Annotated in this window: 21 protein-coding genes and 1 tRNA gene; 14 read left to right on the forward strand and 8 right to left on the reverse strand. The window is 72.1% G+C overall.

Annotation, left to right across the window (positions count from 1 at the left end; genetic code table 11):
- The first annotated feature begins 1 nt into the window (after position 1).
- Positions 2-2,314 carry a hypothetical protein gene (locus tag K7B10_RS25155; RefSeq protein ID WP_229339327.1) on the forward strand — a complete coding sequence of 771 codons (2,313 nt, stop codon included), beginning with the start codon at positions 2-4 and terminating at the stop codon, positions 2,312-2,314.
- Positions 2,314-2,862 carry a hypothetical protein gene (locus K7B10_RS25160; protein WP_229339329.1) on the forward strand — a complete coding sequence of 183 codons (549 nt, stop codon included), beginning with the start codon at positions 2,314-2,316 and terminating at the stop codon, positions 2,860-2,862. The genes K7B10_RS25155 and K7B10_RS25160 overlap by 1 nt, the downstream gene beginning before the upstream one ends.
- A gap of 62 nt (positions 2,863-2,924) precedes the next feature.
- Here the strand turns inward: K7B10_RS25160 and K7B10_RS25165 are convergent.
- Positions 2,925-2,996 (reverse strand) — tRNA-Cys (locus K7B10_RS25165).
- 180 nt (positions 2,997-3,176) lie between these two features.
- Here K7B10_RS25165 and K7B10_RS25170 point away from each other — a divergent pair.
- From K7B10_RS25170 to K7B10_RS25200, 7 genes are all read left to right on the forward strand, one after another.
- Positions 3,177-4,655, forward strand: a complete 1,479-nt coding sequence (locus K7B10_RS25170) for an MFS transporter (RefSeq protein WP_229339331.1) — start codon at positions 3,177-3,179, stop codon at positions 4,653-4,655.
- 45 nt (positions 4,656-4,700) lie between these two features.
- Complete coding sequence (locus K7B10_RS25175) at positions 4,701-4,865, forward strand: DUF4287 domain-containing protein (RefSeq protein WP_229345387.1); 165 nt, start codon at positions 4,701-4,703, stop codon at positions 4,863-4,865.
- 32 nt (positions 4,866-4,897) lie between these two features.
- Positions 4,898-5,098: a hypothetical protein gene (locus K7B10_RS25180; RefSeq protein WP_229339333.1), complete on the forward strand. Its 201-nt coding sequence runs from the start codon at positions 4,898-4,900 to the stop codon at positions 5,096-5,098.
- 104 nt (positions 5,099-5,202) lie between these two features.
- Positions 5,203-5,622: a type II toxin-antitoxin system death-on-curing family toxin gene (locus K7B10_RS25185; RefSeq protein WP_267502341.1), complete on the forward strand. Its 420-nt coding sequence runs from the start codon at positions 5,203-5,205 to the stop codon at positions 5,620-5,622.
- A 117-nt stretch (positions 5,623-5,739) separates the two neighbouring features.
- The gene (locus K7B10_RS25190) at positions 5,740-7,524 is read left to right on the forward strand and encodes a DEAD/DEAH box helicase (RefSeq protein ID WP_229339337.1); all 1,785 of its coding nucleotides are present in this window, start codon (positions 5,740-5,742) and stop codon (positions 7,522-7,524) included.
- A gap of 490 nt (positions 7,525-8,014) precedes the next feature.
- On the forward strand, positions 8,015-8,656 hold the full coding sequence (locus K7B10_RS25195; RefSeq protein WP_030866567.1) for an IclR family transcriptional regulator: 642 nt from the start codon (positions 8,015-8,017) through the stop codon (positions 8,654-8,656).
- Positions 8,657-8,830: 174 nt separating this feature from the next.
- Positions 8,831-9,628, forward strand: a complete 798-nt coding sequence (locus tag K7B10_RS25200; RefSeq protein ID WP_229339339.1) for a YlbL family protein — start codon at positions 8,831-8,833, stop codon at positions 9,626-9,628.
- Here the strand turns inward: K7B10_RS25200 and K7B10_RS25205 are convergent.
- From K7B10_RS25205 to K7B10_RS25220, 4 genes are all read right to left on the reverse strand, one after another.
- Complete coding sequence (locus K7B10_RS25205) at positions 9,558-10,880, reverse strand: MFS transporter (protein WP_229339342.1); 1,323 nt, start codon at positions 10,878-10,880, stop codon at positions 9,558-9,560. The two genes, K7B10_RS25200 and K7B10_RS25205, sit on opposite strands and share 71 nt — an antisense overlap.
- Positions 10,877-11,173 carry a hypothetical protein gene (locus K7B10_RS25210; RefSeq protein ID WP_229339345.1) on the reverse strand — a complete coding sequence of 99 codons (297 nt, stop codon included), beginning with the start codon at positions 11,171-11,173 and terminating at the stop codon, positions 10,877-10,879. The genes K7B10_RS25205 and K7B10_RS25210 overlap by 4 nt, the downstream gene beginning before the upstream one ends.
- A 55-nt stretch (positions 11,174-11,228) precedes the next feature.
- The gene (locus tag K7B10_RS25215) at positions 11,229-11,828 is read right to left on the reverse strand and encodes an ArsR/SmtB family transcription factor (protein ID WP_229339347.1); all 600 of its coding nucleotides are present in this window, start codon (positions 11,826-11,828) and stop codon (positions 11,229-11,231) included.
- A 78-nt stretch (positions 11,829-11,906) separates the two neighbouring features.
- Entirely contained in the window at positions 11,907-12,377 is a 471-nt protein-coding gene (locus K7B10_RS25220) for an Lrp/AsnC family transcriptional regulator (RefSeq protein ID WP_030866560.1), read from the reverse strand.
- A gap of 129 nt (positions 12,378-12,506) precedes the next feature.
- Between K7B10_RS25220 and hppD the strand changes: the two genes are divergently transcribed.
- On the forward strand, positions 12,507-13,661 hold the full coding sequence (gene hppD, locus K7B10_RS25225) for a 4-hydroxyphenylpyruvate dioxygenase (protein ID WP_229339349.1): 1,155 nt from the start codon (positions 12,507-12,509) through the stop codon (positions 13,659-13,661).
- A gap of 77 nt (positions 13,662-13,738) precedes the next feature.
- Here hppD and K7B10_RS40945 read toward each other — a convergent pair whose 3' ends face one another.
- Positions 13,739-15,349 (reverse strand): tetratricopeptide repeat protein, encoded by a 1,611-nt coding sequence (locus K7B10_RS40945; RefSeq protein WP_267501464.1) that lies wholly within the window; start codon positions 15,347-15,349, stop codon positions 13,739-13,741.
- A gap of 114 nt (positions 15,350-15,463) precedes the next feature.
- Here K7B10_RS40945 and K7B10_RS25235 point away from each other — a divergent pair, with 114 nt between their 5' ends.
- The gene (locus K7B10_RS25235; protein ID WP_229345389.1) at positions 15,464-16,858 is read left to right on the forward strand and encodes an FAD-binding oxidoreductase; all 1,395 of its coding nucleotides are present in this window, start codon (positions 15,464-15,466) and stop codon (positions 16,856-16,858) included.
- Positions 16,859-16,923: 65 nt separating this feature from the next.
- Here the strand turns inward: K7B10_RS25235 and K7B10_RS25240 are convergent, their stop codons facing one another.
- The gene (locus K7B10_RS25240; protein WP_229339351.1) at positions 16,924-17,403 is read right to left on the reverse strand and encodes an SsgA family sporulation/cell division regulator; all 480 of its coding nucleotides are present in this window, start codon (positions 17,401-17,403) and stop codon (positions 16,924-16,926) included.
- A 276-nt stretch (positions 17,404-17,679) separates the two neighbouring features.
- On the opposite strand from K7B10_RS25240, the gene K7B10_RS25245 reads away from it, so the two are divergent.
- Together K7B10_RS25245 and K7B10_RS25250 are read left to right on the forward strand one after the other, a co-directional pair.
- Positions 17,680-19,248, forward strand: coding sequence for an RDD family protein (locus K7B10_RS25245; protein WP_229339353.1), 1,569 nt, complete (start codon positions 17,680-17,682; stop codon positions 19,246-19,248).
- Between the two features lie 89 nt (positions 19,249-19,337).
- Complete coding sequence (locus K7B10_RS25250) at positions 19,338-20,075, forward strand: RDD family protein (RefSeq protein ID WP_229339355.1); 738 nt, start codon at positions 19,338-19,340, stop codon at positions 20,073-20,075.
- A 60-nt stretch (positions 20,076-20,135) separates the two neighbouring features.
- On the opposite strand, the gene K7B10_RS25255 is transcribed toward K7B10_RS25250, so the two are convergent.
- Positions 20,136-20,504 carry a hypothetical protein gene (locus K7B10_RS25255; RefSeq protein WP_229339357.1) on the reverse strand — a complete coding sequence of 123 codons (369 nt, stop codon included), beginning with the start codon at positions 20,502-20,504 and terminating at the stop codon, positions 20,136-20,138.
- A 384-nt stretch (positions 20,505-20,888) separates the two neighbouring features.
- Here K7B10_RS25255 and K7B10_RS25260 point away from each other — a divergent pair, with 384 nt between their 5' ends.
- On the forward strand, positions 20,889-23,300 hold the full coding sequence (locus K7B10_RS25260) for an immune inhibitor A domain-containing protein (protein WP_229339359.1): 2,412 nt from the start codon (positions 20,889-20,891) through the stop codon (positions 23,298-23,300).
- Position 23,301: the final 1 nt, after the last annotated feature.

The following is a 23,301-nucleotide window of genomic DNA, read 5'->3' on the forward strand; positions in this document are numbered from 1 at the left end:
CATGCTGACGTACGAGAACGTGATGAACGCGCCCCTGGACAAGCTCCAGACGGCGGTCACGGACTGGAAGGCCATGGCCGACAAGCTGGACGAGATGGCCGAGGCCGCTCGCAACGGCATGAAGGGCAAGGCCGACAAGGCCGAGTGGAGCGGGGTCACCGCGGGCGTCGGGCGGGCGTTCGTCGACAAGACGGCCAAGGAGTTCGAGGACGCGGCCAAGGAGGCCAAGGGCGTCCACCAGCTCCTCAGCGACGGGCACACCACCCTCAAGACGGCCCGGGACGCACTCAAGAAGGCGGCGGACGAGGAGATCCCGGCCGCCGGGTTCCGCGTGGACACAGCCGGCAAGGTCTCGATCGTTCCGATGGACGCGAAGACCGAGTACGCGGCGCGGCACGATCCGGACTACGCCGAGTTCAAGCGCAAGCAGGAGGAGAACCGCAAGGCCTGGCAGGCGAGGGTGGACCGGCTCGTCGAGGACTGCGCGGACGCCGACGACTCCCTGGTCCGTGCACTGCGCGCGAACGTCCCGGACGACCACGACTTCACCGCGCCGAAGTACACCACCCTGGACGGCGAACAGGCCGACCGGGCGGCCGAGCTGATGAAGAAGCTCAGCAAGGAGCCGGGCGGCGTGGCCCGCGACCCCGAGGCCTTGCGCGAGCTGGAGGACCTGCTCGACGACAATCGCGACGAAGCCGACTTCTCGACGGACTTCTACCGCAAGCTCGGCCCCGACGGCACGCTCGAGGCGTACGCGAAGCTGTCCATCGACGCCTCCACCCTGGGCGAGGCCGGCAAGGACCGCCTGGCGATGGTCGGCAACATCCAGAACGACATGGGCGCGATGCTGGGGCTCGCCACGCAGAAGAGCTCGCCCCACCACCTGGACGCGGCGTGGACGACCGGTCTGATGAAGGCCGGTCGCAAGGAGATGCAGGTCACCGGAGACCTGACCAGCAAGATCTACGGTTACCAGGCGCTGGGCGCGCTGCTCCATGAGGGCAAGTACGACAAGGACTTCCTGACCTCGGTCGGCCGGGACATGGTCGCGTTCGACCGCGAGAACCCGAAGGCCTGGGAGCACGGCGCTCCGTACGACCCGAAGACGGTGCTCAGCCAGGGCAAGGACGGCAGCCGGGGCTTCTACCCGCTGACGGGACTGATGGACGCGATGGCCCACAACCCGGACGCGGCGACGGCCTTCTTCAACGAGCCGGTCCGCCAGGACAGCAACGGCGACGGCATCGTCACGACGGCCGACAAGGTCGTCGCCGGCCAGCACGGCAAGGCTCAGGGCATGGTCGACTACATGCTCGACAAGGAGTCGTGGGCCGACGCCTTCGACCGCTCGCCCAGCCACCCCTACGGCGAAGCGGGCCCGGCCCAGGAGGCCCTCGGTGGCGCTCTCGAAGCGGCCGTCTCGGGCCGCGTCCCGGGCGACGAGGACGCGAAGCCCGTCCCGCACACCAAGGAAATGACGTCGATCATGGAACGCGTCGTCGAGAAGATCGGCGACAAGCCAGAGCTGGTCACCGGGAAGCTCGGCGAGGACGGCAGCGATCCCTTGAAGGGGCTGTCGGCGCACTTCGGCCAGATGGCCGCCGAGTACATGCCCGACATCCAGGCCTCGGCGGAGAACGGCAGCGGGATGATCAAGGCCAACGGAGTGATGGCCGAGTTCCACAAGGCCGACATGGCTGCCTTCATCGGAGCGGTGGGCCGGGACCCGGATGCGTACGGTGCCATGACCGCCTCCCAGCGCGCCTTCACGACCACGCTCGTCAATGACGTCATCGCGCATCGCGCCGAGTACGACGACGTGGACGCGGCGATCAAGAGCGCTGTCCACCCGGGCGGCCAGATCGCGGGCATTCTGTCCGAGGCGAGGGCCGAGGGCACGTTCGCCGAGAACGGCCACACGAAGGAGGAGTACGTAAAGGGCGTCGAGGACAACGCGAAGTGGGTCAACCGCGCCATCAGCGCGGCGGGCGGCAAGTACCTGGAGATGGTCCCCCTGGCCGGGGACGTCGTCGAGTGGCTCCAGGAGGACATCACGGAAGGCGTCGTCGAGCGGGCTACGAAGGACAAGGCCGAGAAGATCGGCGAGGCCGACCACAAGGCGGTGATCGACTACACGGATGCTCAGACGGAGGCCGGGTTGTCGGCAGCGCAGTCGGTCCGGAAGGCGGCTGAGGGAACCGGTATGACCCAGCGGACCATTGACGCCCTCGCCGGTGTCGCCTCGACCGAGACCGCGAACGCCCATGCCGTCGGCCGAGGCCAGGTCGCGACGTCCAACGGCGGTTCCTGATGCGCATCCGTCCGTCCGCCCTCGTGTCGATGGCTGCCGCCCCGATAGCCCTGGCCGTACTGACCGGCTGCTCCGAGGGGACTGAAACGGCTGCCCCGAAACTGCCCGAGCGCACGTGCTTCGGGGTCTTCTCCCGATCCGACCTGGGGCCCTTGGTGGGCAACGGCGAGGAGGTGAAGGAGACGGGGCCTGCCGACATGCAGCTGACCGCGGCGCGCCGGACCTCCACGTGCAGCGTCGACGTGGACGGCAGGGGCCGTTTCCTCGCCTCCGCGACGCGCCAGCCGCTGGAGCAGAGCTTCTTCTGGAACGCCGAGCTGATCAAGCCTGCAGCGGACACGCTGCCGATGGGAGACAAGGGCATCGTGTACGACACGGGCGCCCGGGTCCTCCTCATCTGCAAGGGGAGCCAGGACACCTTTCAGGTCGAGCTGTCGCTCAGCGGCTCCACCGACCAGGTCGAGAAGGGCGGATCCCGCCCGTTGTTCACCCGGCTCATGAAGAAGTTCGTCGAGGCGGGCAAGCAGCAGACGCGGTGCGGGGTCTAGTCGGCACACCGCGCTGAGCACGGTGAAGGCCGCTCAGAGTGGTTCTGAGCGGCCTTCGGGAGAAGCCGTGGCGGGAATTGAACCCGCGTGCCTCGCTTTGCAGGCGAGTCCCTCAACCACTCGGGCACACGGCTGTGGGGTGGTGATGGATGTGACCGTACGGGCTGCCGACCCGGGTGGGGAAGGTGGGCGCGGGGGGTGCAATGTGATTGCCATGTCGCGTTCACAGGGCGCCGGGACTAGGTCGGGGGGACCAGAAGGGATAGGTCCAATTGACAGGGGCGTAGCCGGGGATTGGGGCTTACCCTGGGGCGATGAGTGCCCTTGAACCCCGTGTGTCGCAGCGCAGTGAACCGGTCCCGGCCGAGCCGGACGGCGGGATTCTGGGGTCCGCGTACCGGGCGCTCAGCATGGGCGTCGTCTCCGTCGTCTTCCTCATCGCCTTCGAGGCGACCGCCGTGGGGACGGCCATGCCCGTCGCCGCGCGGGAGCTCGACGGGGTCGGGCTCTACGCCTTCGCCTTCTCCGCCTACTTCACCACCAGCCTCTTCGGCATGGTGCTGTCCGGGCAGTGGGCCGACAGGAAGGGGCCGCTCTGGCCCCTGACCGTCGGGATCGGCTCCTTCGCCGCCGGACTCCTGCTCGCCGGGACCGCCGGGGTCATGTGGGTGTTCGTCCTCGGGCGGGCCGTGCAGGGGTTCGGGGGCGGGCTGGTCATCGTCGCGCTGTACGTGGTGGTGAGCCGGGCCTACGAGGAGCGGCTGCGGCCCGCGATCATGGCGGCCTTCGCGGCGAGCTGGGTGGTGCCCTCCGTCGTCGGGCCGCTGGTCGCGGGGGCCGTGACCGAGCACCTCGGCTGGCGCTGGGTGTTCGTCGGGATACCCGTGCTGGTCGTCGTACCCCTGGCCGTGGCCCTGCCCGCGATACGGCGCACCGCGTCCGGGCCCGTCGATCCCGACGCGCCGCCCGCCGCCCTGGACCGGCGGCGGATCCGGCTGGCGTTCGGGATCTCCGCCGGGGCGGCGCTGTTGCAGTACGCCGCCCAGGACCTCCGGTGGCTGTCGCTGCTGCCGGCCGCCGCGGGGGCGGGGCTGCTGGTGCCGGCCGTACGGGGGCTGCTGCCGCGCGGTACGTACCTGGCGCGGCGCGGCCTGCCTTCGGTGGTGCTGCTGCGCGGGGTGGCGGCGGGGTCGTTCATCGCGGCGGAGAGCTTCGTGCCGCTGATGCTGGTCACCCAGCGGGGGCTGAGCCCGACGCTGGCCGGGTTCTCGCTGGCGGCGGGCGGGGTGACCTGGGCGGGCGGCTCGTGGCTGCAGTCGAAGGGGCGGATGGCGCCGTACCGGGAGCGGCTCATGGTGGCGGGGATGGTGCTGGTGGCCTCCGCCATCGCGGCGGCCCCGGCGGTGCTGATCGAGTCCGTGCCGGTGTGGACCCTGGCGGCCGCCTGGGCCGTGGGCTGCCTGGGGATGGGGCTGGTGACCGCTTCGACGAGCGTGCTGCTCCTGGAGCTGTCGGCGCCCGAGGAGGCGGGGGCCAATTCCGCCGCCCTGCAGATCTCGGACGCGCTGGCCAACGTGGTGCTGCTGGCGGCGGGGGGCGCGGCGTTCGCCGCGCTGGGCGGGGGAGCGGTGGGGGCCGTGCACGCCGTCGCCGCGGAGGGTGCGGACGCGGGTTCGCACCCCGCCGCGTTCGTCGTCGTCTTCCTGCCGATGGCATGTGTGGCGCTGGTGGGGGCGTGGGTCGCGACCCGGCTGTACGCGGACGGCCCGGAGCAGGTGGCCGCGCGGGCGTGAGCCGCCCGGAGTCCGGGCCCCGGGCGCGGCCGGCCGCGCGGCCCGATCGCACGGCCCGGTCGTGAAGTGTCCGACTGGCTCCGCGCCGTGGACGACGGCCCCTCCCTCGTCCGGTTCGAGGAAAAGGTCAGCTGGCTGCGCGGCGCGCACGCCGGCCCGCACGGCCGGCCCGCGCGGCCTGACCGCGCCGCCGGCCCGAAAAGGTGGTGAGGGGCGGGGAAGCCGGTGCGTAGGCTGCGGGGATGGAAAGCTTGATCATTCGGCTTGAGGGTGGCGACCGGGCCGAGCTCGCCGATCTCGCCGACGCGAGCGGCCGGGCCCCCGAAGACCTGGCGCGGGACGCCGTGCTGCGGTACCTGCGGGACGAGCGGGTGCGGGTCGGGGCCGAGGCCGCGCGGTTGGCGCAGCGGCACGCCGCGCTGCTGAAGAGGCTCGGCCAGTGAGCCGAAGCGTGAGCAGGAGCGAGAGCGGGACCCGGAGCGGGAGGGAGACCCGGACCGGAAGCGGGAGCGGGAGCGGGAGCGCGAGCCGGAGCAGGAGCGGGAGCCTGAGCAGGCCCGGAGGTGAGAGCGGGAGCGGGAGCGCCGGCACAGGCGCGCGGCACCTGACCCTCGCCGAGGTGCTCGACCTGGCCCGGCTCGCCTGCCAGGAGCAGAGCGTCGAGCTGCGCGCCCCCGGGCTGCTGGAGTCCGCCGTCCACCGGCCGCGGGCGCGCATGTTCGGGACCCCGGCGTACGAGGACCCGTACGAGCAGGCGGCCGCCCTGCTGCACGGGATCGCGATCAACCACCCCCTCGTCGACGGGAACAAGCGGACGGCCTGGCTCGCCGCCGCCACCTTCCTGGCCGTGAACGGCATCGACCTCGCCGACGCCGACCAGGACACCGCCTACGACCTGGTCATCGATGTCGCCGCCGGCCACGAGTCCGATCTCGCCCGCATCGCCGAGCGGTTGCGCCGGATGTGACGCTCGCCGCACCCGCCGAGGTCACGGGCCTGTCCCTCCCCGAGGGGCCGGCCGGCCCCGGTAGGGTGGCCCGGTTGTCCTACGTACGACCGCCGCCGAGAGCCCGAACCGGAGACCGTGACTACTACCGCCTCCCACCACCTCTCACCCGCCTTCCCCGGCCGTGCCCCCTGGGGTACCGCCAGCAAGCTGCGCGCCTGGCAGCAGGGTGCGCTGGACCGGTACATCCAGACCCAGCCCCGCGACTTCCTCGCGGTCGCCACGCCCGGCGCGGGCAAGACGACCTTCGCGCTGACGCTCGCGTCCTGGCTGCTGCACCACCACGTCGTGCAGCAGGTGACCGTCGTCGCGCCGACCGAGCACCTGAAGAAGCAGTGGGCCGAGGCCGCCGCCCGGATAGGCATCCGCCTGGACCCGGAGTACTCCGCCGGACCGCTGAGCAAGGACTACCACGGGGTCGCCGTCACGTACGCGGGCGTGGGCGTGCGGCCGATGCTGCACCGCAACCGCTGCGAGCAGCGCAAGACCCTGGTGATCCTCGACGAGATCCACCACGCCGGTGACTCGAAGTCCTGGGGCGAGGCCTGCCTGGAGGCCTTCGACCCGGCGACCCGGCGGCTCGCGCTGACCGGTACGCCCTTCCGGTCCGACACCAACCCCATCCCCTTCGTCACGTACGAGGAAGGGAACGACGGGATCCGGCGGTCTTCCGCCGACTACACCTACGGGTACGGGAACGCGCTGGGCGACGGCGTCGTCCGGCCCGTGATCTTCCTGTCGTACAGCGGCAACATGCGCTGGCGCACCAAGGCGGGCGACGAGATCGCCGCCCGCCTCGGCGAGCCGATGACCAAGGACGCCATCTCCCAGGCCTGGCGCACGGCGCTGGACGCACGGGGCGACTGGATGCCGAACGTCCTGCGCGCCGCCGACCAGCGGCTGACCGAGGTCCGCAAGGGCATCCCGGACGCGGGCGGGCTCGTCATCGCCTCCGACCAGGACTCGGCGCGCGCGTACGCCAAGCTGATCCGCGAGATCACCGGCACCAAGGCCACCCTCGTCCTCTCCGACGACACCGGCGCCTCGAAGAACATCGACACCTTCAGCGCGAACGACGACCGCTGGATGGTTGCCGTCCGGATGGTGTCCGAGGGCGTCGACGTACCGCGCCTCGCGGTGGGCGTGTACGCGACGACGATCTCGACCCCGCTGTTCTTCGCCCAGGCCGTCGGACGTTTCGTGCGGTCGCGCAGGCGCGGCGAGACGGCTTCCGTGTTCCTCCCGACCATTCCCTATCTCCTCGGCTTCGCCAACGAGATGGAGGTCGAACGCGACCACGTCCTCGACAAGCCCAAGAGGAAGGGCGAGGAGGACCCGTACGCCGAGTCCGAGAAGGAGATGGACGAGGCGAACCGGCAGGAGGACGAGGACACCGGCGAGGACGAGCAGATGTCCTTCGAGGCGCTGGAGTCCGACGCCGTCTTCGACCGGGTGCTCTACGACGGTGCCGAGTTCGGCATGCAGGCGCACCCGGGCAGCGAGGAGGAGCAGGACTACCTCGGCATCCCGGGACTGCTGGAGCCGGACCAGGTGCAGATGCTGCTCCAGAAGCGGCAGTCGCGGCAGATCGCGCACAGCCGCCGCAAGCCGGACACCGAGGCGGACCTGCTGGAGCTGCCGGCCGAGCGGCGCCCGGTGGTCTCCCACAAGGAGCTGCTGGAACTGCGGAAATCGCTGAACACGATGGTGGGCGCGTACGTCCACCAGAGCGGCAAGCCGCACGGGGTGATCCACACCGAGCTGCGGCGCGTGTGCGGCGGACCGCCGAGCGCGGAGGCGACGGCGGGGCAGCTGCGCGAGCGGATCAAGAAGGTGCAGGAGTGGGCCACCCGGATGCGGTGACCACGCTCCCGCGTCCCCTCCTCCGTTCCTCCGTTCCTCCGTTCCTCCGTTCCCCCGTCCACGGCTTCCCGTTCCCTCGGCCACCGTTCGTACGGACCGGGGGACGGGGGCCGTGCGGAGTTTCGTACGGGGGCGCCGTCACGTTCCGTGTCCGGACCCCGGGGCCGGTCCGGCGGCGCCGGGGCGCCCAACCCGCGATCCGCGTCAGCGGATCGCACAGGCTCCACCGGTCGGCCGAGGTCACGAAACGACTCCGGCGGCGATCGTTAACCGGCACAAAGGGGTAGTTGGCGCCCGGATTCTGGACGAGCCCTTCCGCTGAGCGGACCCGCTCGCTAATGTCCCCGCATCGAACGCCCCGTGGCAGAGCCGCCGCGGGAGCGCAGCCGGTGCCATGGCCGCTACCGGCGGCCTCTCGTGCGTCGCCGTGGGACCGGCGCCGCATACACCCCGAGAGTCACCGCCGCTCACCGAGAGAGGGAGAGGCGTCGTGACCGCGGAAACCTCCCAGACTCTGGACCGAGGACTCAGAGTCCTCAAACTGCTCGCCGACACCGACCACGGTCTGACCGTCACCGAGCTCTCCAACCGCCTCGGTGTGAACCGCACCGTGGTCTACCGCCTGCTGGCCACCCTTGAGCAGCACGCCCTGGTCCGCCGCGACCTCGGCGGCCGGGCCCGCGTCGGGCTCGGCGTACTGCGGCTCGGACGGCAGGTGCATCCGCTCGTCCGCGAGGCGGCCCTGCCCGCGCTGCGGTCCCTCGCCGAGGACATAGGCGCCACCGCGCACCTGACCCTCGTCGACGGTTCCGAGGCGCTCGCCGTGGCCGTCGTCGAGCCCACCTGGACCGACTACCACGTGGCCTACCGGGCCGGCTTCCGCCACCCGCTGGACCGGGGCGCGGCCGGGCGGGCCATTCTGGCCGCCCGTCAGGGCACGCTCACCGAGCCCGGGTACACGCTGACCCACGGGGAGCTCGAAGCGGGCGCCAGCGGGGCGGCAGCGCCGCTCGTGGGCATCACGGGGCTGGAGGGCAGCGTGGGCGTCGTGATGCTGGCCGACGCCGTCCCGGAGCGGGTCGGCCCGCGCGTCGTGGACGCGGCGCGAGAGGTGGCCGACGCCCTGCGCTGAGCCCCGCGCCGAGCCCCGGGTACGGGGCGTACGACGACGACACCCGGCCGGACCATCGGACCGGGTGCTCCCGCGCGTGCCCGCAGGGCGCCCCGGAGGCGCGGCGGGGGCTGCCCCGCCGCGTCCCGCATGGTGGGGCGCGGGGGCGGCGGGGGCGCCCGATACATTGACCGGGTGCTCTCTCGCCTCACACGTCTGCCGCGTCCCGCCGCCCTGGCCGTCTGCGCCGTGCCCGTGCTCGGGCTGTTCGCCGTCGCCGCCTTCGCGCCGCTGCCCTTCGTGATCGCCCAGCCGGGCCTCACGGCCGACGTGCTCGGCGACCGCGACGGCAAGCCGGTCATCACCGTGACGGGCGCCCCGACCCGGCAGACCACCGGCCAGCTCCGGATGACCACCATCCAGGCAACCGGCCCCTCCACCACCGTGACCCTGCCCGAGCTCGTCGACGACTGGTTCGACAGCACCCGGGCGGTCATGCCCAAGGAGGCGGTCTACCCCTCCGGCGGAAGCGACAAGGAGATCGAGGCGCACAACCTGGAGCAAATGGCCGCCTCGCAGTCCACGGCCACCCAGGCCGCCCTCGGTTTCCTCCACAAGGACCCGAAGGACGTCAAGGTGCAGCTGAACCTCGCCGACGTGGGCGGCCCCAGCGCCGGCCTGCTCTTCTCCCTCGGCATCATCGACAAGCTCGACGGCGACGGCAGCGGCGGCGACCTCACCGGCGGCCGCACCATCGCCGGTACGGGCACCATCAGCGCGGACGGCAAGGTCGGCGCCGTCGGCGGCGTGGCCCTGAAGACCCAGGCCGCGCAGCGCGACGGGGCGAGCGTGTTCCTCGTGCCGGAGGCGGAGTGCTCCGACGCGCAGTCCGAACTCCCCGAAGGGCTCCGGCTGGTCCCCGTCAGTTCGCTGACGGACGCGGTGCAGGCGCTGCGTGCGCTGACCCGCGGGGAGCCGGTTCCGTCCTGCTGACCTCGGCGGAGCCGCTCTCCACCGAGTTCTCCGCCGCGCGCTCCATCGTGCGCCAGGCCGGGAAGACCAGTGGGGAGAGCGTGACCAGCAGGTACGTGCCGCCGAACAGCAGCAGCGTCCGCGTCGCCCCGAGCCCGTCGACCAGCAGGCCCGCCGCGAGCCCGCCCAGCGGCATGGTCAGCTCGCAGCCGGCCGTGGTCACGCCCGAGACGCGGCTGCGCAGCTCCTCCGGGATCCGCTCGTAGACCACGGTGGTCAGGATCGGGTTGAGCATGCCCGCGCCCAGCCCGGACAGGGCCATCGTCACCGCGAGCGGCAGCGGGGTGTCGGTGAGGGCGGCGACCGCGTACCGGGGAGCACCGCACAGCACGAAGGCCGCCGTGAGCACCGCCCTGCGGGGGAACCGCTCGCCCCACACCCCGTAGAGCAGGGCGCCCAGCAGGGCGAAGCCGCCGAAGAGGGAGACGAGCAGGCCGACGGCGGTGGCGCCGCCGAGGGCCTCGCGGCCGTGTACCGGCAGCAGGACGGCGGACCAGCCCTGGTCCAGGCCGTTGGTCATCATCACCATCAGGGTGATGCCCATCAGCAGCGGGGCGCGGGTCAGGAAGGTCCAGCCCTCGGCCAGTTCGGCCCGGTAGCCGGCGAGGGAGATCTTCCCGGCGGCCGGCTGCGGCTCGGCGGCGGGGACCCCGCGCAGGAAGGCGCCGACCAGCAGCGCCGAGACGGCGAAGGTGGCCGCGTCCAGCAGCAGGGCGGACTCGGCCCCGAAGAACGCGATCAGTACGCCGGCCAGCGCGGCCCCGATCATCCGCGCCCCGCGCGAGACCGCGTCGTACAGGCTCGCCGCCCGGGTCAGCGGGGTGCCGGCGTGCTCGGCGAGGTTCGGCAGCAGGACGGCGCGGGCGGTCAGACCGGGGGTGTGGACGAGGCCCCCGACGGCCATCAGCGCGCAGAGCATCCAGAACTCCAGCACGCCCGCGTAGTGCAGGAGCGGGATCGAGCCGACCGAGGCGGCGCACACGAGGTCGGAGACGGCCGAAACCCGGCGGCGGCCGATCCGGTCGATGACAGGACCCCCGATGAGCGCGGCGATGACGACGGGCAGGGTGGCGCAGAAGGCGACGACCCCGGCCCGGCCGGCGCTGCCCGTGGTCTGGAGCACGAACCACGGCACGCCGATCAGGGTGACGGAACTGCCGGCTATGGAGATGGTGTTGGCGGCCAGGACCGCCGCGAAGGGCCGCCGGCTCATGCGGCGCGCGGTGCGTGCGGGGCGCGCGGTGCGTGCGCGATCCGGGCATGGAGGTGCGCGGGCTGCATCAGCCGGATCCCGGCTCCGACCAGGGCTTCGCCGAGCCGGTTGCGCAAGGCGGGGACGGCGGGGACGGCGGGGACGGCGGGGACGGAGGCGACGGCGTGGGTGGCGGGGCCGGCGGCCGGGGCGACGTGGTGGGCGAGGCGCCAGGCGGCGGCCTCGGCGGCCAGTTCGGCGGTACGGGCGGCGTGGGTCCCGGGGTGGATCTCGGCGGGCGTGAAGGCGTGCACGGCAGGACTCCTTCTTGGGAATGCGAGCTGAGGCGGGCGGGCGGAACGAGCCGGACTACTCGTCGGTGCGCGGGAGGGCGTGCGTGTGGAAGCGGACCGTCGCGGTGCCCTCGGCGGGGGGCAGGTCGCGGTAGCTGTCGATCAATTCATGGATCTTGTGGATGAGTTCGAGGCTCTGGGCGGGGGTCAGGCGCAGCGTGAAGTCGCTGATGTCCGAGCCGCGCCGCCACTCCTGGGACCAGCTGTGGGCCGTGCCGAGCCAGGTGCTCATCTCCTGCGTGTGGATCGTCGCGATCTCGTGCAGGAAGAGGTCCGCCGCGCCGCGGGTCGCCGGGTCCTCGTCGTACAGCAGCTTCTCGTCGAACCGGGTGCCGTCGTGGGCGGCCCGCCACCAGCGCTCGCGGCCCTTGCCGTGCTCCGGGGCGTCCTCGACGAAACCGTGCGCGGCGAGCTGGCGCAGGTGGTAGCTGGTGGAGCCGCTGGACTCGCCGAGCCGCTCGGCCAGTTGGGAGGCCGTGGCCGGGCCGTCGTGGCGCAGCGTGGCCAGCATGCGGATGCGCAGCGGGTGGGCGAGGCCGCGCAGGGAGCGGGCGTCGAGGGTGCGGACCTTGGGCTCTTCGGGGTTCGGTTCTTCGCTGTTCGGTTCTTCGGGCATGGCTCAACCGTAGAGTTGCAAAGACTTCTATGCAAGGATTTCTTTGCAGCGTCTTCTTTGGAACGTGCCCCTTCGGAGTCAGCCTTCCTGGGCCGCCTGCTCCACCAGCGGGATCACCCTCAGCGGCACCGGATTCTCCATGACGATGGCCGTCGAGGCGCGCACGATCCCCTCGAAGCCGACGACCCGGTCGATGACCCGCTGCAGGTCGGCGTTGGACCGGGCCACGAGCCGGCACAGCATGTCCCCCTGCCCGGTCGTGGTGTGCAGCTCCAGCACCTCCGGCACCCCGTTCAAGTGCGCCCGTACGTCGGCCCCCTGGCCCTGCTTGATCTCCAGCGTCGCGAACGCCGTCACCGGGTACCCGAGCGCCGCCGGGTCCACCTGGGGGCCGAAGCCGCGGATCACCCCGTTCGACTGGAGCCGGTCGAGGCGGGCCTGCACGGTGCCGCGGGCCACGCCGAGGCGGCGCGAGGCCTCCAGGACCCCGATCCGGGGCTCGCGGGCGAGCAGGACGATGAGCCGGCCGTCGAGTTCGTCGATGCCCATGGAAACCTTCCCTCGATCGGCTGGTCATACTGCACAGATCTCTCAGTCATCCTGCGCCTGTGCTGGGCACTCTGTACAGCAGAAACGGAAACTATTGCGCAGCTTGTGGAAGGGCGGGACTCTGCGCTCATGACTGAGTCTTTGGTGAACCTCGAGACCACCCCCCACACCGCGCGTGAGGCCGACCCCTTCCCGGTGAAGGGCATGGACGCGGTCGTCTTCGCCGTGGGCAACGCCAAGCAGGCCGCGCACTACTACTCCACCGCGTTCGGCATGAAGCTCGTCGCCTACTCCGGCCCGGAGAACGGCGTCCGCGAGACGGCCAGCTACGTCCTGACCAACGGCGCCGCGCGCTTCGTCCTGACCTCGGTCATCAAGGCGACGACGGACCACGGCCGCTTCCTCGCCGAGCACGTCGCCGACCACGGCGACGGCGTCGTCGACCTCGCGATCGAGGTTCCGGACGCGCGGGCCGCGTACGCGTTCGCCGTCGAGCACGGCGCGCGCGGCCTGGACGAGCCGTACGAGGTGAAGGACGAGCACGGCACCGTCGTCCTCGCCGCCATCGCCACGTACGGCCAGACCCGCCACACGCTGGTCGAGCGCAAGGACTACACCGGCCCCTACCTGCCGGGCTACGTCGCCGTCGCCCCGCTGGTCGAGGGCCCCGCCAAGCGCACCTTCCAGGCCATCGACCACTGCGTGGGCAACGTCGAGCTCGGCCGGATGAACGAGTGGGTCGGGTTCTACAACAAGGTCATGGGCTTCACGAACATGAAGGAGTTCGTGGGCGACGACATCGCGACCGAGTACTCGGCGCTGATGTCGAAGGTGGTCGCGGACGGCACCCTCAAGGTGAAGTTCCCGATCAACGAGCCGGCGATCGCGAAGAAGAAGTCGCAGATCGACGAGTACCTGGAGTTCTACGGCGGCGCCGGCGTCCAGCACATCGCGCTCGCCTCGAACGACATCGTGGCGACCGTACGGTCGATGCGCGCGGCCGGCGTGGCCTTCCTGGACACCCCGGACTCGTACTACGACACGCTCGGCGAGTGGGCCGGCGAGACGCGGGTTCCGGTCGAGACCCTGCGCGAGCTGAAGATCCTCGTCGACCGCGACGAGGACGGCTACCTGCTGCAGATCTTCACCAAGCCGGTCCAGGACCGTCCGACGGTGTTCTTCGAGATCATCGAGCGCCACGGGTCGATGGGCTTCGGCAAGGGCAACTTCAAGGCCCTGTTCGAGGCCATCGAGCGGGAGCAGGAGAAGCGGGGCAACCTGTAGGTCACGGGTCGGGGTCCCGGGGGCGCCGCCCCGGGGACCCCGCCGCACCGGCCCTCCGGCCCCCGGCCCCCGGCCCCTCAAGCGCCGACGGACCGGGACTTCTCCGTCTTCTCGGCCTTCTCGCCCTTCTCCGCCTTCTCGCCCTTCTCCGTCTTCGCCGCCGGCTTCGGCTTCGCCGCCTTCGGGAGGTCCGGGGCCACCCACGGTTTGGCCGGCTGCATGTTCTCCGGGCCGCCCGCCGGCGGCTGGCCGATCGCGGCCAGGGCCGCCTTCGCCTGCGGGACGCGGGCCGGCGAGAAGCGCGGGTTCGTCCGCAGTGCCTCCTGCAGGTACCGCCGGGCCCCGGCGTCATCGCCCAGGCCCCGCTCGATCATCGCCCGGTGGAACGCGAAGTCCGCACTGCGCATCCCCCGGTCCGTGGACTTCTTCGCGTACTCCAGCGCCGCCGTGTCGTCGCCCGTCTTGTGCAGCGCCCACGCCAGCGCGTCCGCCACCTCCATGCTCTTGTGGCGCGACCACTCCTGCGTGAGCCGCCGCACGGCCGCCGCCGGATCCCCGTGGTCCGCCTCGAACAGGCCGAGGACCACCGACTCGTTCACCCCGTCCGCCGCGCCCCGCGCCGCGGCCGTACGCAGCGTGTCGTACGGGACCTTCGCCTCGTCCGAGCGCCCCAGCGCGTCCAGCAGCTCGCCCAGCTCCAGCGCCAGCCTCGGCACCTGCGCCCGGCCCAGCGCCATCCGGTAGTCCCGGACGGCCTCCCCGCCCCGGCCCAGCCCGGCCAGCGCCCTGGCCCGGCCGCCCAGCGCCTGGGCCTGCGCCGGATCGGCGCGCAGCGCGCCCTCGTACTGGCGCAGCGCCTCCGCCGCGTCGCCCCGCTCCCACGACAGCTCCCCGAGCCGGAACAGGACGTACGCCTTCTCGGCCGGCGCCTTCGCCGCGCCCCCCGCGTGCTCCATCGCCATCGTCGCGTCCTCGCGCCAGCCGCGGTCCCGGTAGACCTGCGAGGCCCGGATGAACGCGGCCAGTCCCGGCCGCAGGTCCAGCAGCCGTTCCATCGAACGCTCGGCGGCCTTGTAGTCGCCCAGGCCCGTGTACGCGTCCACCAGCACCGGGTACGCCGTCCACCGCTTCGGCGCCTGCGCCCGTACGAGCTCGCCCCACTTCTTGCCCGTCACGAAGTCACCCCGGGCATTGGCCAGCGTGCCCATGCCCGTCATCGCGTCGAAGTTGCCCTTCTCGGCCGGGCGGAGCTCCAGCGACCGCTTCAGTGCCTTCTCGGCCTTCGGGTACCAGGCCGGCTCCGTCGTCCGGCGCGCCTGCTCCAGGTACGCCGCCCCGAGCACCGCCCAGGACGCGTCGTCCTTCGCGTGCTCGGCGACCCACTTCTCCCGGTCAGCGACCAGGGCCGTCAGGTCCACCGCCGCCGCCGGCGCACCCATGCCGACCGCCGACGCGGCCCGCTCGGTGGGCCCCGGCGGGCGGGCGTCGTCGCCCTGGCGGGCGGGCCGGATCACCAGGGCCCCGGCGATCAGCACCACCGCGACGCCGGCCGCCACGAGCGTCTTGCGGCCGGTGAAGGTCACGGGTGGAGCGGGCTGCTGCGCCTCCTCCTCGATGCGGGCGGCACGAGCAGCACGAGCAGTACGGGCGATACGGGCGATACGCGCGGTACGGGTGGCACGGTCCATGGGGTCACTGTGCGTCAATATGAAGAGTTCGCGGAGGTGTCCGAAGCCCGTCGCGGCCGTGTTCACACCGATGGCCCCCGGTGCCACGCTGGGCTCATGGATGTCACGGATGTCATGGACGACGCCGGGGAAGACGATCTCTCCCTCCGGCTGCACGCGAGCCTCCTCGAAGGGCTCCCGGCCGAGGCCCTCCTCACCGACCCCGAGGTGACCGCCTCCTACGCCACCGACATGGCCACGTTCTGCGCCGCCGGCACCCCCGCGGCCGTGGTCCTGCCCCGCACCGTCGAACAGGTGCAGCACGTGCTGCGCACCGCCACCGCCCTGCGGGTCCCCGTCGTCCCGCAGGGCGCCCGCACCGGCCTGTCGGGCGCGGCCAACGCCTCCGACGGCTGCATCCTGCTCTCCCTCGTCAAGATGGACCGGATCCTGGAGATCAACACCGTCGACCGCGTCGCCGTCGTCGAACCCGGCGTCGTGAACGCGGTGCTCTCACGGGCCGTCGCCGACCGGGGCCTGTTCTACCCGCCCGACCCCTCCAGCTGGGAGCAGTGCACGATCGGCGGCAACATCGGCACCGCGTCCGGCGGCCTGTGCTGCGTCAAGTACGGGGTCACCGCCGAGTACGTGCTCGGCCTCGACGTGGTCCTCGCCGACGGACGGCTGCTGCGCACGGGCCGGCGCACCGCCAAGGGCGTCGCGGGCTACGACCTCACCCGGCTCTTCGTCGGCTCCGAGGGCAGCCTCGGCGTCGTCGTCCAGGCCGTGCTCGCCCTGCGCCCGGCGCCGCCCCGCCAGCTCGCGCTCGCCGCCGAGTTCCCCTCGGCCGCGGCCGCCTGCGCGGCCGTCTGCGCCGTCATGGAGGCCGGCCTCACGCCCTCGCTGCTGGAGCTGATGGACCGTACGACCGTCCGCGCCGTCAACGCGCTCGGCAAGATGGGGCTGCCCGAGACCACCGAGGCCCTGCTGCTGGCCGCCTTCGACACACCGCACGCGCCCGACGACCTCGCCGCCGTGGGGGAGCTCTGCCGGACCGCCGGGGCCAGTGCCGTCGTCCCCGCCGAGGACGAGGCGGAGTCCGAACTGCTCCTCCAGGCCCGCCGGATGTCGCTGACCGCCCTGGACGCCCTGCGCCCGGCCACGATGATCGACGACGTCTGCGTACCGCGCTCGCGGCTCGCCGAGATGCTGGACGGGACGGCCGCCATCGCCCGCGCGTACGACCTGCTCATCGGGGTCTGCGCGCACGCCGGCGACGGGAACACGCACCCGGTGGTCTGCTTCGACCCGGCCGACGGGGACGAGACGCGGCGGGCCCGCGAGTCCTTCGACGAGATCATGGCGCTCGGGCTGGCCCTCGGCGGGACCATTACCGGCGAGCACGGGGTCGGGGTCCTCAAGAAGGAGTGGCTCGCGCGCGAACTGGGGCCCGTCGGGATGGAGATGCAGCGCGCGGTCAAGCAGGCCTTCGACCCGCTCGGCCTGCTCAACCCCGGAAAGCTCTTCTGACCGTACGCCGGGTATGGACCGCGTCCGTGCGGGGTGGACGAGGCGGAGGTGACGGATCCGCATGATCACAGGTCCCCGTCCGCCGACTCGTCCGACGGCCAGGGGTCCCGCATCCACAGGTCGTCGGCCGGAGTGGGCGTGAGCAGCTCCGCCAGCGCGGCGTCCAGGCCCAGCCGGCCGGCCTCGGTGCCGGGCGGGACCACGCGCAGCGTCCGCTCCAGCCACGCCGACACGGCCCCGGCCGGGGCCTCCAGGAGGGCATCGCCGTCGGGGGAGGTGAGCACCATGCAGAGGACGGCCTTGTTGTCGACCTTGGTGGGCCAGATCCGGACGTCTCCGTGGCCGCTCGGGCGGAACACCCCCTCCACCAGCAGCTCGCGGGCGAAGGTCCAGTTGACCGGGGTGCTGGAGCCGGTGTGGAAGGTGATGTGCACGGCGTACGGGTCGTCCGTCAGGTAGACCAGCCGGGCCGGGACGGCGACGCTGCGCTCGGGGGACAGGACCAGCTTGAGTTCCAGCTCGCGTTCGACGACGGGGTGGTGCATGGCGGCCTCGCTTCGGTTCTTCGGTTCTCCGGCGGTGTCGTGGGGGCCGGGTCCGGGCCCCACACCCGGGGAGAGCGCCGATGTGCCCGGGTATGACGCGACTTCGTGCACCGGATCGCTGATTGGCCGGATCCTGCCGGGTGACCGAAAACTGTCGTAGCGTGCGACGTTCGCTCAAAGGCTTGGATTCTCCCGTTACCGGACCTGTCGGGGCACGGTTCTTGGCTATGGTCCTCCCCTTGCACAAGCCTCAAGCCACGATCGGAGTTGGGGACATTGACGGCCTCCCCTGGTGACGGCGAGCACGCGGCCCGCGAGGGCTACTACCCCGATCCGTCCATCCCCGGATTCGTCCGGTACTGGAACGGCCTGAACTGGGTTCCGGGTACGAGCCGCCCTGCCGCCGCCGCCCCTGCCGCCGCCCGGTCCGACGAGACGGGGCCGGTGTTCCTGGACGAGACGGGCGCGACGGAGGCGCTGCGCGAGCCGGAGCCGGTCGTTCCCGCGGCCCCCGCCGCGTCCGCTGCCCCTGCGGCCCCTGCCGCGTCCGCTGCCCCCGCCGCCTCGTGGCAGGCCGATCCCCAGCACCAGTCCGGCTTCGGCGGGCCCCGCGACGACCGGGTGTCCTGGGGCAGCCCGGAGCAGCCGGAGCCCGACGGGGGCCACGGGCCCGCCCGGTCGGCGCCGGCCGGTCTCTCGCAGGGCCGCGGGCCGCGCCCGGAGCCGCTGGAGGCGGCCGAACGCGCGGAGCGCGGGCCCGGGGTGTCCTTCGCCCGTACGCCTTCCGCGACCGCGGAGCGGTTCCCCGGGCAGGCCGCCGTACGGGGCCCCGCCGAGAGCGTGGGCATCCTGTCGGCCCGCTCCCCGGCCGCCGCACCCGCCCCGGCCGCCGCCGAGCCCGCGTGGCCGTCCGCCGGCGACAGCGCCGCGCCGTCCGGCCTCACCTCGTCCTGGCCGGAAACCCCCCTCCACCGCGCCCCGGCGATCCCGTCGGCATGGGACCCGTCGGCCCGTGCCGAGCCGGAGGCCCCCGCGGACCGTGCCCCGTCGGCCCCGCCGGAGCCGGAGATCCCCGCGGGCTGGGAGCCGGCGGGCCGCTCCGGGCCCGGGGCTCCGGCCGCTCGCCACCCGGCGGGCCGGCCCGCGCCCGAGGCACCGTCGGACCGGTACCCGTCGGACCGGTTCCCGGCAGCGCGCCCCGGGTCCGCGGCCCCGTCGGACCGGTCCGGGGCGGACCGGTCCGCCCCGGCGTCGGCGTCCCGCCGGCCGGGGCCCGGCGCGGCCCACCCCGCCGACGACCCGGCTTCCGCTCCGCCTGCGGACCGTACGGCGCCCCGGGTCACCGACCGCGCCGTGTTCGAGCGGATGGCGGAGCGGGCCACCCGGCCCGCCGGACTCGTACGCCGGGCCGTGGCCCGCGCGCTGGACACCCTCGTGCTCGGCGCGGTCGCGGCGGCCACCGCCTGGCCCCTCGTCCCCGCGGCCACCGCCCACCTGGAGGCCAAGGTCGACGCCGCCAGGGGCAGCGGACGCACCACCACCGTGTGGCTGTTCGACGCGACCATCGCCGGATACGCCGGCCTCGTCCTCGGCGCCCTACTGCTCTTCGGGGTGTTCTACGAGGCGCTCCCCACCGCCCGCTGGGGCCGCACCCCGGGCAAGAAGCTCCTCGGGATCCGGGTGCTGGCCGCCGCCACCCTCCGCCCGCCCACCTTCGGCGCGGCCCTGCGCCGCTGGCTGGTGTACGCGTTCCTCGGACTCCCCGGCAGCCTCTGGTGCCTCGGGGACCGGCCCCGACGCCGGGGCTTGCACGACCGGGCGGCCGGGACGTACGTGGCCCGCTGACGCCCGGCCCGCGGCCCGCCGGGGGAGCCCTTCCCCCGAACGGACGCCGTCCCGTTGCGGGGTGCGCGGAGCCGGGTTCGACTCGGGCCATGAGTACCGATCAGCCGCCGCCGGGCCAGCCGCCCGAGGACGACCCGTTCCTCAAGAAGCCCCAGGAACCGACGCCTCCGTCGGGCGGTTCGCCGTACGACCGGCCCCCGGGCGGCCCGCCGCCCCCGCCGCCGGGAGGCCCGTACGGTGGTGCGGGCGGCCCGTACGGCGGTACGGGAGGCGGCGGATACCCGCCCCCGCCCCCGCCCCCGCCGCCCGGAGGCCCGTACGGCGGCAGCGGCATGCCCGACCCGCTCGCCGGGATGCCCCCGCTGGCCGACTTCGGCAAGCGGCTCGGGGCCCGCATCATCGACGTGATCATCGTGCTCATCCCGCTGTTCCTCATCCAGCTGGCCTTCGGTACGAACCGGTACGCCGTCGAGACGAACAAGGGCGAGGACGTCAGCGAGGTCTTCACCAAGTCGTACAGCGGCAGCGGTCTGGCGATGACGCTGATCTCGATCGTGTTCTTCGTCGGCTACGACTGGTGGTTCGCCAAGAAGGACGGCAGGACCCTCGGCAAGAGGGCGCTCGGGCTGCGCGTCGCGATGCTCAACGACGGCAGCGTCCCGCAGTCGGGCGCGGCGCTCGGCCGCGCCGCGATGCTCTGGCTGCCGGCGCTCATCTGCTGCCCCTGCCTGTGGCAGATCGTGCTGATCGTGTCGATCCTCGTGGACAAGCCGTACAAGCAGGGTCTTCACGACAAGGTCGGAAAGACGGTGGTGGTCACCGCATAACGGCGCAGCGCACCGGCGTACGAAGGGGCCGGGGCCCCGTGCGGCAGGCCCGCGTACGGTTCAGTGGTGCACCGGCTGTTCGACGGCGGCCGTCCGGGGCTCAGGCGCCCGGGCGGCCGCCGCCGCGTCCGCGGGTCCGGGCTCGGGCGCGCTCCGGGGCGCGTTCCCGGGCGTGATTTCGGTAACACCGGGGGAAACGCGGGGGGTACGGGCGGTGGGCCGGGCCGCCCCGGCCGGAGCCGCGTGCCGGCCGCGCCGGCGGGGGCTGGCCGCGGTGAGCGCGACGAGCAGTCCGAGGGCCAGGGCGGCGGTGGCGATGACGGCGATCCCGCGTCCCGTGCTCGTCTGCGAGAGAAGCAGCATGGCGATGGTGGACACGACGACGGTGGCGGACCCGTAGAACAACTGGGCGGCAGTCGGACGCGGCATGGCGGTATCCGTCCTCAAGGCGGGGAGGGGGAGTCTGCTCAACTAGGTCGCGCGTCAAGGGACTCTACGTCGGTGGATTCCCGGGCGGAACCGCCAGTAAGCGTGACCTAACCCACGGTGCCCGGCGCACGGGGGGCGTACGGGATCATTCGGCGTCACACGGCGGGGGTCGGGACGCGGCCTTCGTCCCATCTGGCAGAGGAACGTCCGTATAGCGGAACTGCCTGCCCGCATAGTGCAGTTGTAAGGAACAAGTCAAGGTCTGTCTTTTCCTGAGACTCTCCGGTCAAATGTCGTCACTTGAGACGCGCGCCGCGCGGAACCCCCCACTCCAACGGAGATGTTCCGACCTGTGTCGCGGCCGCGGGAGGGGAACGACATCAAGTGACCAGCAATTCCGCTCGCAGACGAGCGCTGCGCGCCGCAGCCGTCGGTGTGACCCTGGCCGCCACCGCGGCCTCCGGCGCCTTCCTCGTCACTGCCCAGGCTTCCGAGGCGCCGTCGACCGCGCCCGCCTCGAACCGGCAGGACCCGACCGCCGCCTCGAAGGAAGCGGTCCAGCACAACCTGAAGGGCCCGTTCAGCGACCAGCAGGCGCAGGCGCGCGAAGCCGCCCTGGACCAGGTCCTGTCCGGCAAGAAGACCGTGGAGCAGCGGGGCGCTTCCAAGGTCGTGAAGCTCGACGACAAGAAGTACGTCGAGCTCGGCCGGGAGAAGACCGACAAGATCTTCACGATCCTCGTCGAGTTCGGCGACCAGGTCGACAACACGACCATGTTCGACCCGGACGGTCCCGACGGCCCCAAGCCGGCGGTCCCGAAGTACGGCGGCACCCCCGGTCCGCTGCACAACACCATCGCGCAGCCGGACCGCAAGGACAACAACAGCACCGCCTGGCGCAAGGACTTCAGCCGCGACTACTTCCAGGACCTGTACTTCGGTACCGGTAAGGGCAAGGACTCGCTCAAGACCTACTACGAGAAGACCTCCTCGGGTCGCTACTCGGTCGACGGCCAGGTCGCCGACTGGGTCAAGATTCCGAACAACGAGGCCCGTTACGGCTCGAACTACTGCGGCCAGACCAACTGCGCCAACGTGTGGGACACCGTCCGCGACGGTGTCAACGCGTGGGTCGACGCCCAGAAGAAGGCCGGCAAGACCGACGCCGAGATCAAGGCCACGCTGGCGCAGTACGACCAGTGGGACCGCAACGACTTCGACGGCGACGGCAACTTCAACGAGCCCGACGGCTACATCGACCACTTCCAGATCGTCCACGCGGGCGAGGACGAGTCGGCCGGCGGCGGCGTGCAGGGCACCAACGCCCTGTGGGCTCACCGCTGGTACGCCTACGGCACCGACGCGGGCAAGACCGGCCCGGCGAACAACAAGGCCGGCGGCACCCAGATCGGCAACACCGGCATCTGGGTCGGCGACTACACGATGCAGCCGGAGAACGGCGGCCTCGGCGTCTTCGCGCACGAGTACGGCCACGACCTCGGTCTGCCGGACCTCTACGACACCTCCGGTGGCGGCGAGAACTCGGTCGGCTTCTGGTCCCTGATGTCCGCCGGCTCCTGGCTCGGCGAGGGCAAGGACTCCATAGGCGACATGCCGGGCGACATGACCGCCTGGGACAAGCTCCAGCTGGGCTGGCTGAACTACGACACGGCCAAGGCCGCGACGAAGTCCACCCACAAGCTGGGTGTGTCGGAGTACAACACCAAGGACAAGCAGGCGCTGGTCGTCGAGCTGCCGAAGAAGCAGGTCAAGACCGACATCGTCGCTCCCGCCGAGGGCTCCTCGCAGTGGTGGAGCAACATGGGCGACGACCTCAAGAACACCCTCACCCGCTCGGTCGACCTGACCGGCAAGTCCTCCGCCGCACTGTCCCTCAAGGGCTGGTGGGACATCGAGAAGGACTACGACTACCTCTACACCGAGGTGTCCACCGACGGCGGCGCCACCTGGACCGTCCTGAACGGCACGGCCAACGGCAAGGCCATCCCGGCCGACGCCGCGGGCAACGCCGGTCTGACCGACGTCTCGGGCGGCTGGCAGGACCTGAAGTTCCCGCTCGACGCCTACGCCGGCAAGAAGATCGACCTCCGCTTCCGCTACCAGACGGACGGCGGCGCGGGCGGCAAGGGCTTCACCGCCGACGCCCTCGCGATCACCGCGGACGGCCAGACCCTGTTCACCGACGGCGCCGAGAACGGCGACAACGGCTGGACCGGCAAGGGCTTCTCGCGCGTCGGTGCCGGGTTCACCAAGGAGTACCCGCAGTACTACATCGCGGAGAACCGCCGCTACGTCTCGTACGACTCCACCCTCAAGGTGGGCCCGTACAACTTCGGCTGGGCCAACTCCAAGCCGGGCTGGGTCGAGCACTACCCGTACCAGGACGGCCTGCTGATCTGGCTCTGGGACAAGTCCCAGAAGGACAACAACACCAGCCAGCACCCGGGCTCGGGTCTGATCCTCCCGATCGACGCCAACGCCAAGCCGATGAAGTGGTCGGACGGCACCCTGCTGCGCAACAAGATCCAGCCGTACGACGCGACGTTCAGCGCGTACTCGACGGACGCGTTCACCCTGCACAAGAACGGTGAGTCGCTGTTCCTGAAGCCGAAGCCCGCGAACCTCGTCTTCGACGACCACAAGGGCAAGTACTACTACGACGAGAACCCGACCGGTTCGGTGAAGGTCGCTGACACCAACACCAAGATCAAGATCGTGAAGGAGCCGTACGACGGTCTCCAGATGACGGTCGAGGTCGGCCCCGCCGCCAAGTAAT

The sequence above is a fragment of the Streptomyces flavotricini genome (assembly GCF_020639365.1).
Classification (GTDB): Bacteria; Actinomycetota; Actinomycetes; order Streptomycetales; family Streptomycetaceae; genus Streptomyces; species Streptomyces flavotricini.

What these genes read in the sequence shown, in the direction of transcription:
- K7B10_RS25215 (WP_229339347.1), bottom strand. Translation starts at nt 11,828, where the DNA reads ATGCCCGAAGAACCGAACAGCGAAGAACCGAACCCCGAAGAGCCCAAG.
- K7B10_RS40945 (WP_267501464.1), bottom strand. Translation starts at nt 15,349, where the DNA reads ATGGACCGTGCCACCCGTACCGCGCGTATCGCCCGTATCGCCCGTACT.
- K7B10_RS25255 (WP_229339357.1), bottom strand. Translation starts at nt 20,504, where the DNA reads ATGCCGCGTCCGACTGCCGCCCAGTTGTTCTACGGGTCCGCCACCGTC.
- hppD (WP_229339349.1), top strand. Translation starts at nt 12,507, where the DNA reads ATGACTGAGTCTTTGGTGAACCTCGAGACCACCCCCCACACCGCGCGT.
- K7B10_RS25170 (WP_229339331.1), top strand. Translation starts at nt 3,177, where the DNA reads ATGAGTGCCCTTGAACCCCGTGTGTCGCAGCGCAGTGAACCGGTCCCG.
- K7B10_RS25220 (WP_030866560.1), bottom strand. Translation starts at nt 12,377, where the DNA reads ATGGGCATCGACGAACTCGACGGCCGGCTCATCGTCCTGCTCGCCCGC.
- K7B10_RS25250 (WP_229339355.1), top strand. Translation starts at nt 19,338, where the DNA reads ATGAGTACCGATCAGCCGCCGCCGGGCCAGCCGCCCGAGGACGACCCG.
- K7B10_RS25235 (WP_229345389.1), top strand. Translation starts at nt 15,464, where the DNA reads ATGGACGACGCCGGGGAAGACGATCTCTCCCTCCGGCTGCACGCGAGC.
- K7B10_RS25180 (WP_229339333.1), top strand. Translation starts at nt 4,898, where the DNA reads ATGGAAAGCTTGATCATTCGGCTTGAGGGTGGCGACCGGGCCGAGCTC.
- K7B10_RS25240 (WP_229339351.1), bottom strand. Translation starts at nt 17,403, where the DNA reads ATGCACCACCCCGTCGTCGAACGCGAGCTGGAACTCAAGCTGGTCCTG.
- K7B10_RS25205 (WP_229339342.1), bottom strand. Translation starts at nt 10,880, where the DNA reads ATGAGCCGGCGGCCCTTCGCGGCGGTCCTGGCCGCCAACACCATCTCC.
- K7B10_RS25155 (WP_229339327.1), top strand. Translation starts at nt 2, where the DNA reads ATGCTGACGTACGAGAACGTGATGAACGCGCCCCTGGACAAGCTCCAG.
- K7B10_RS25160 (WP_229339329.1), top strand. Translation starts at nt 2,314, where the DNA reads ATGCGCATCCGTCCGTCCGCCCTCGTGTCGATGGCTGCCGCCCCGATA.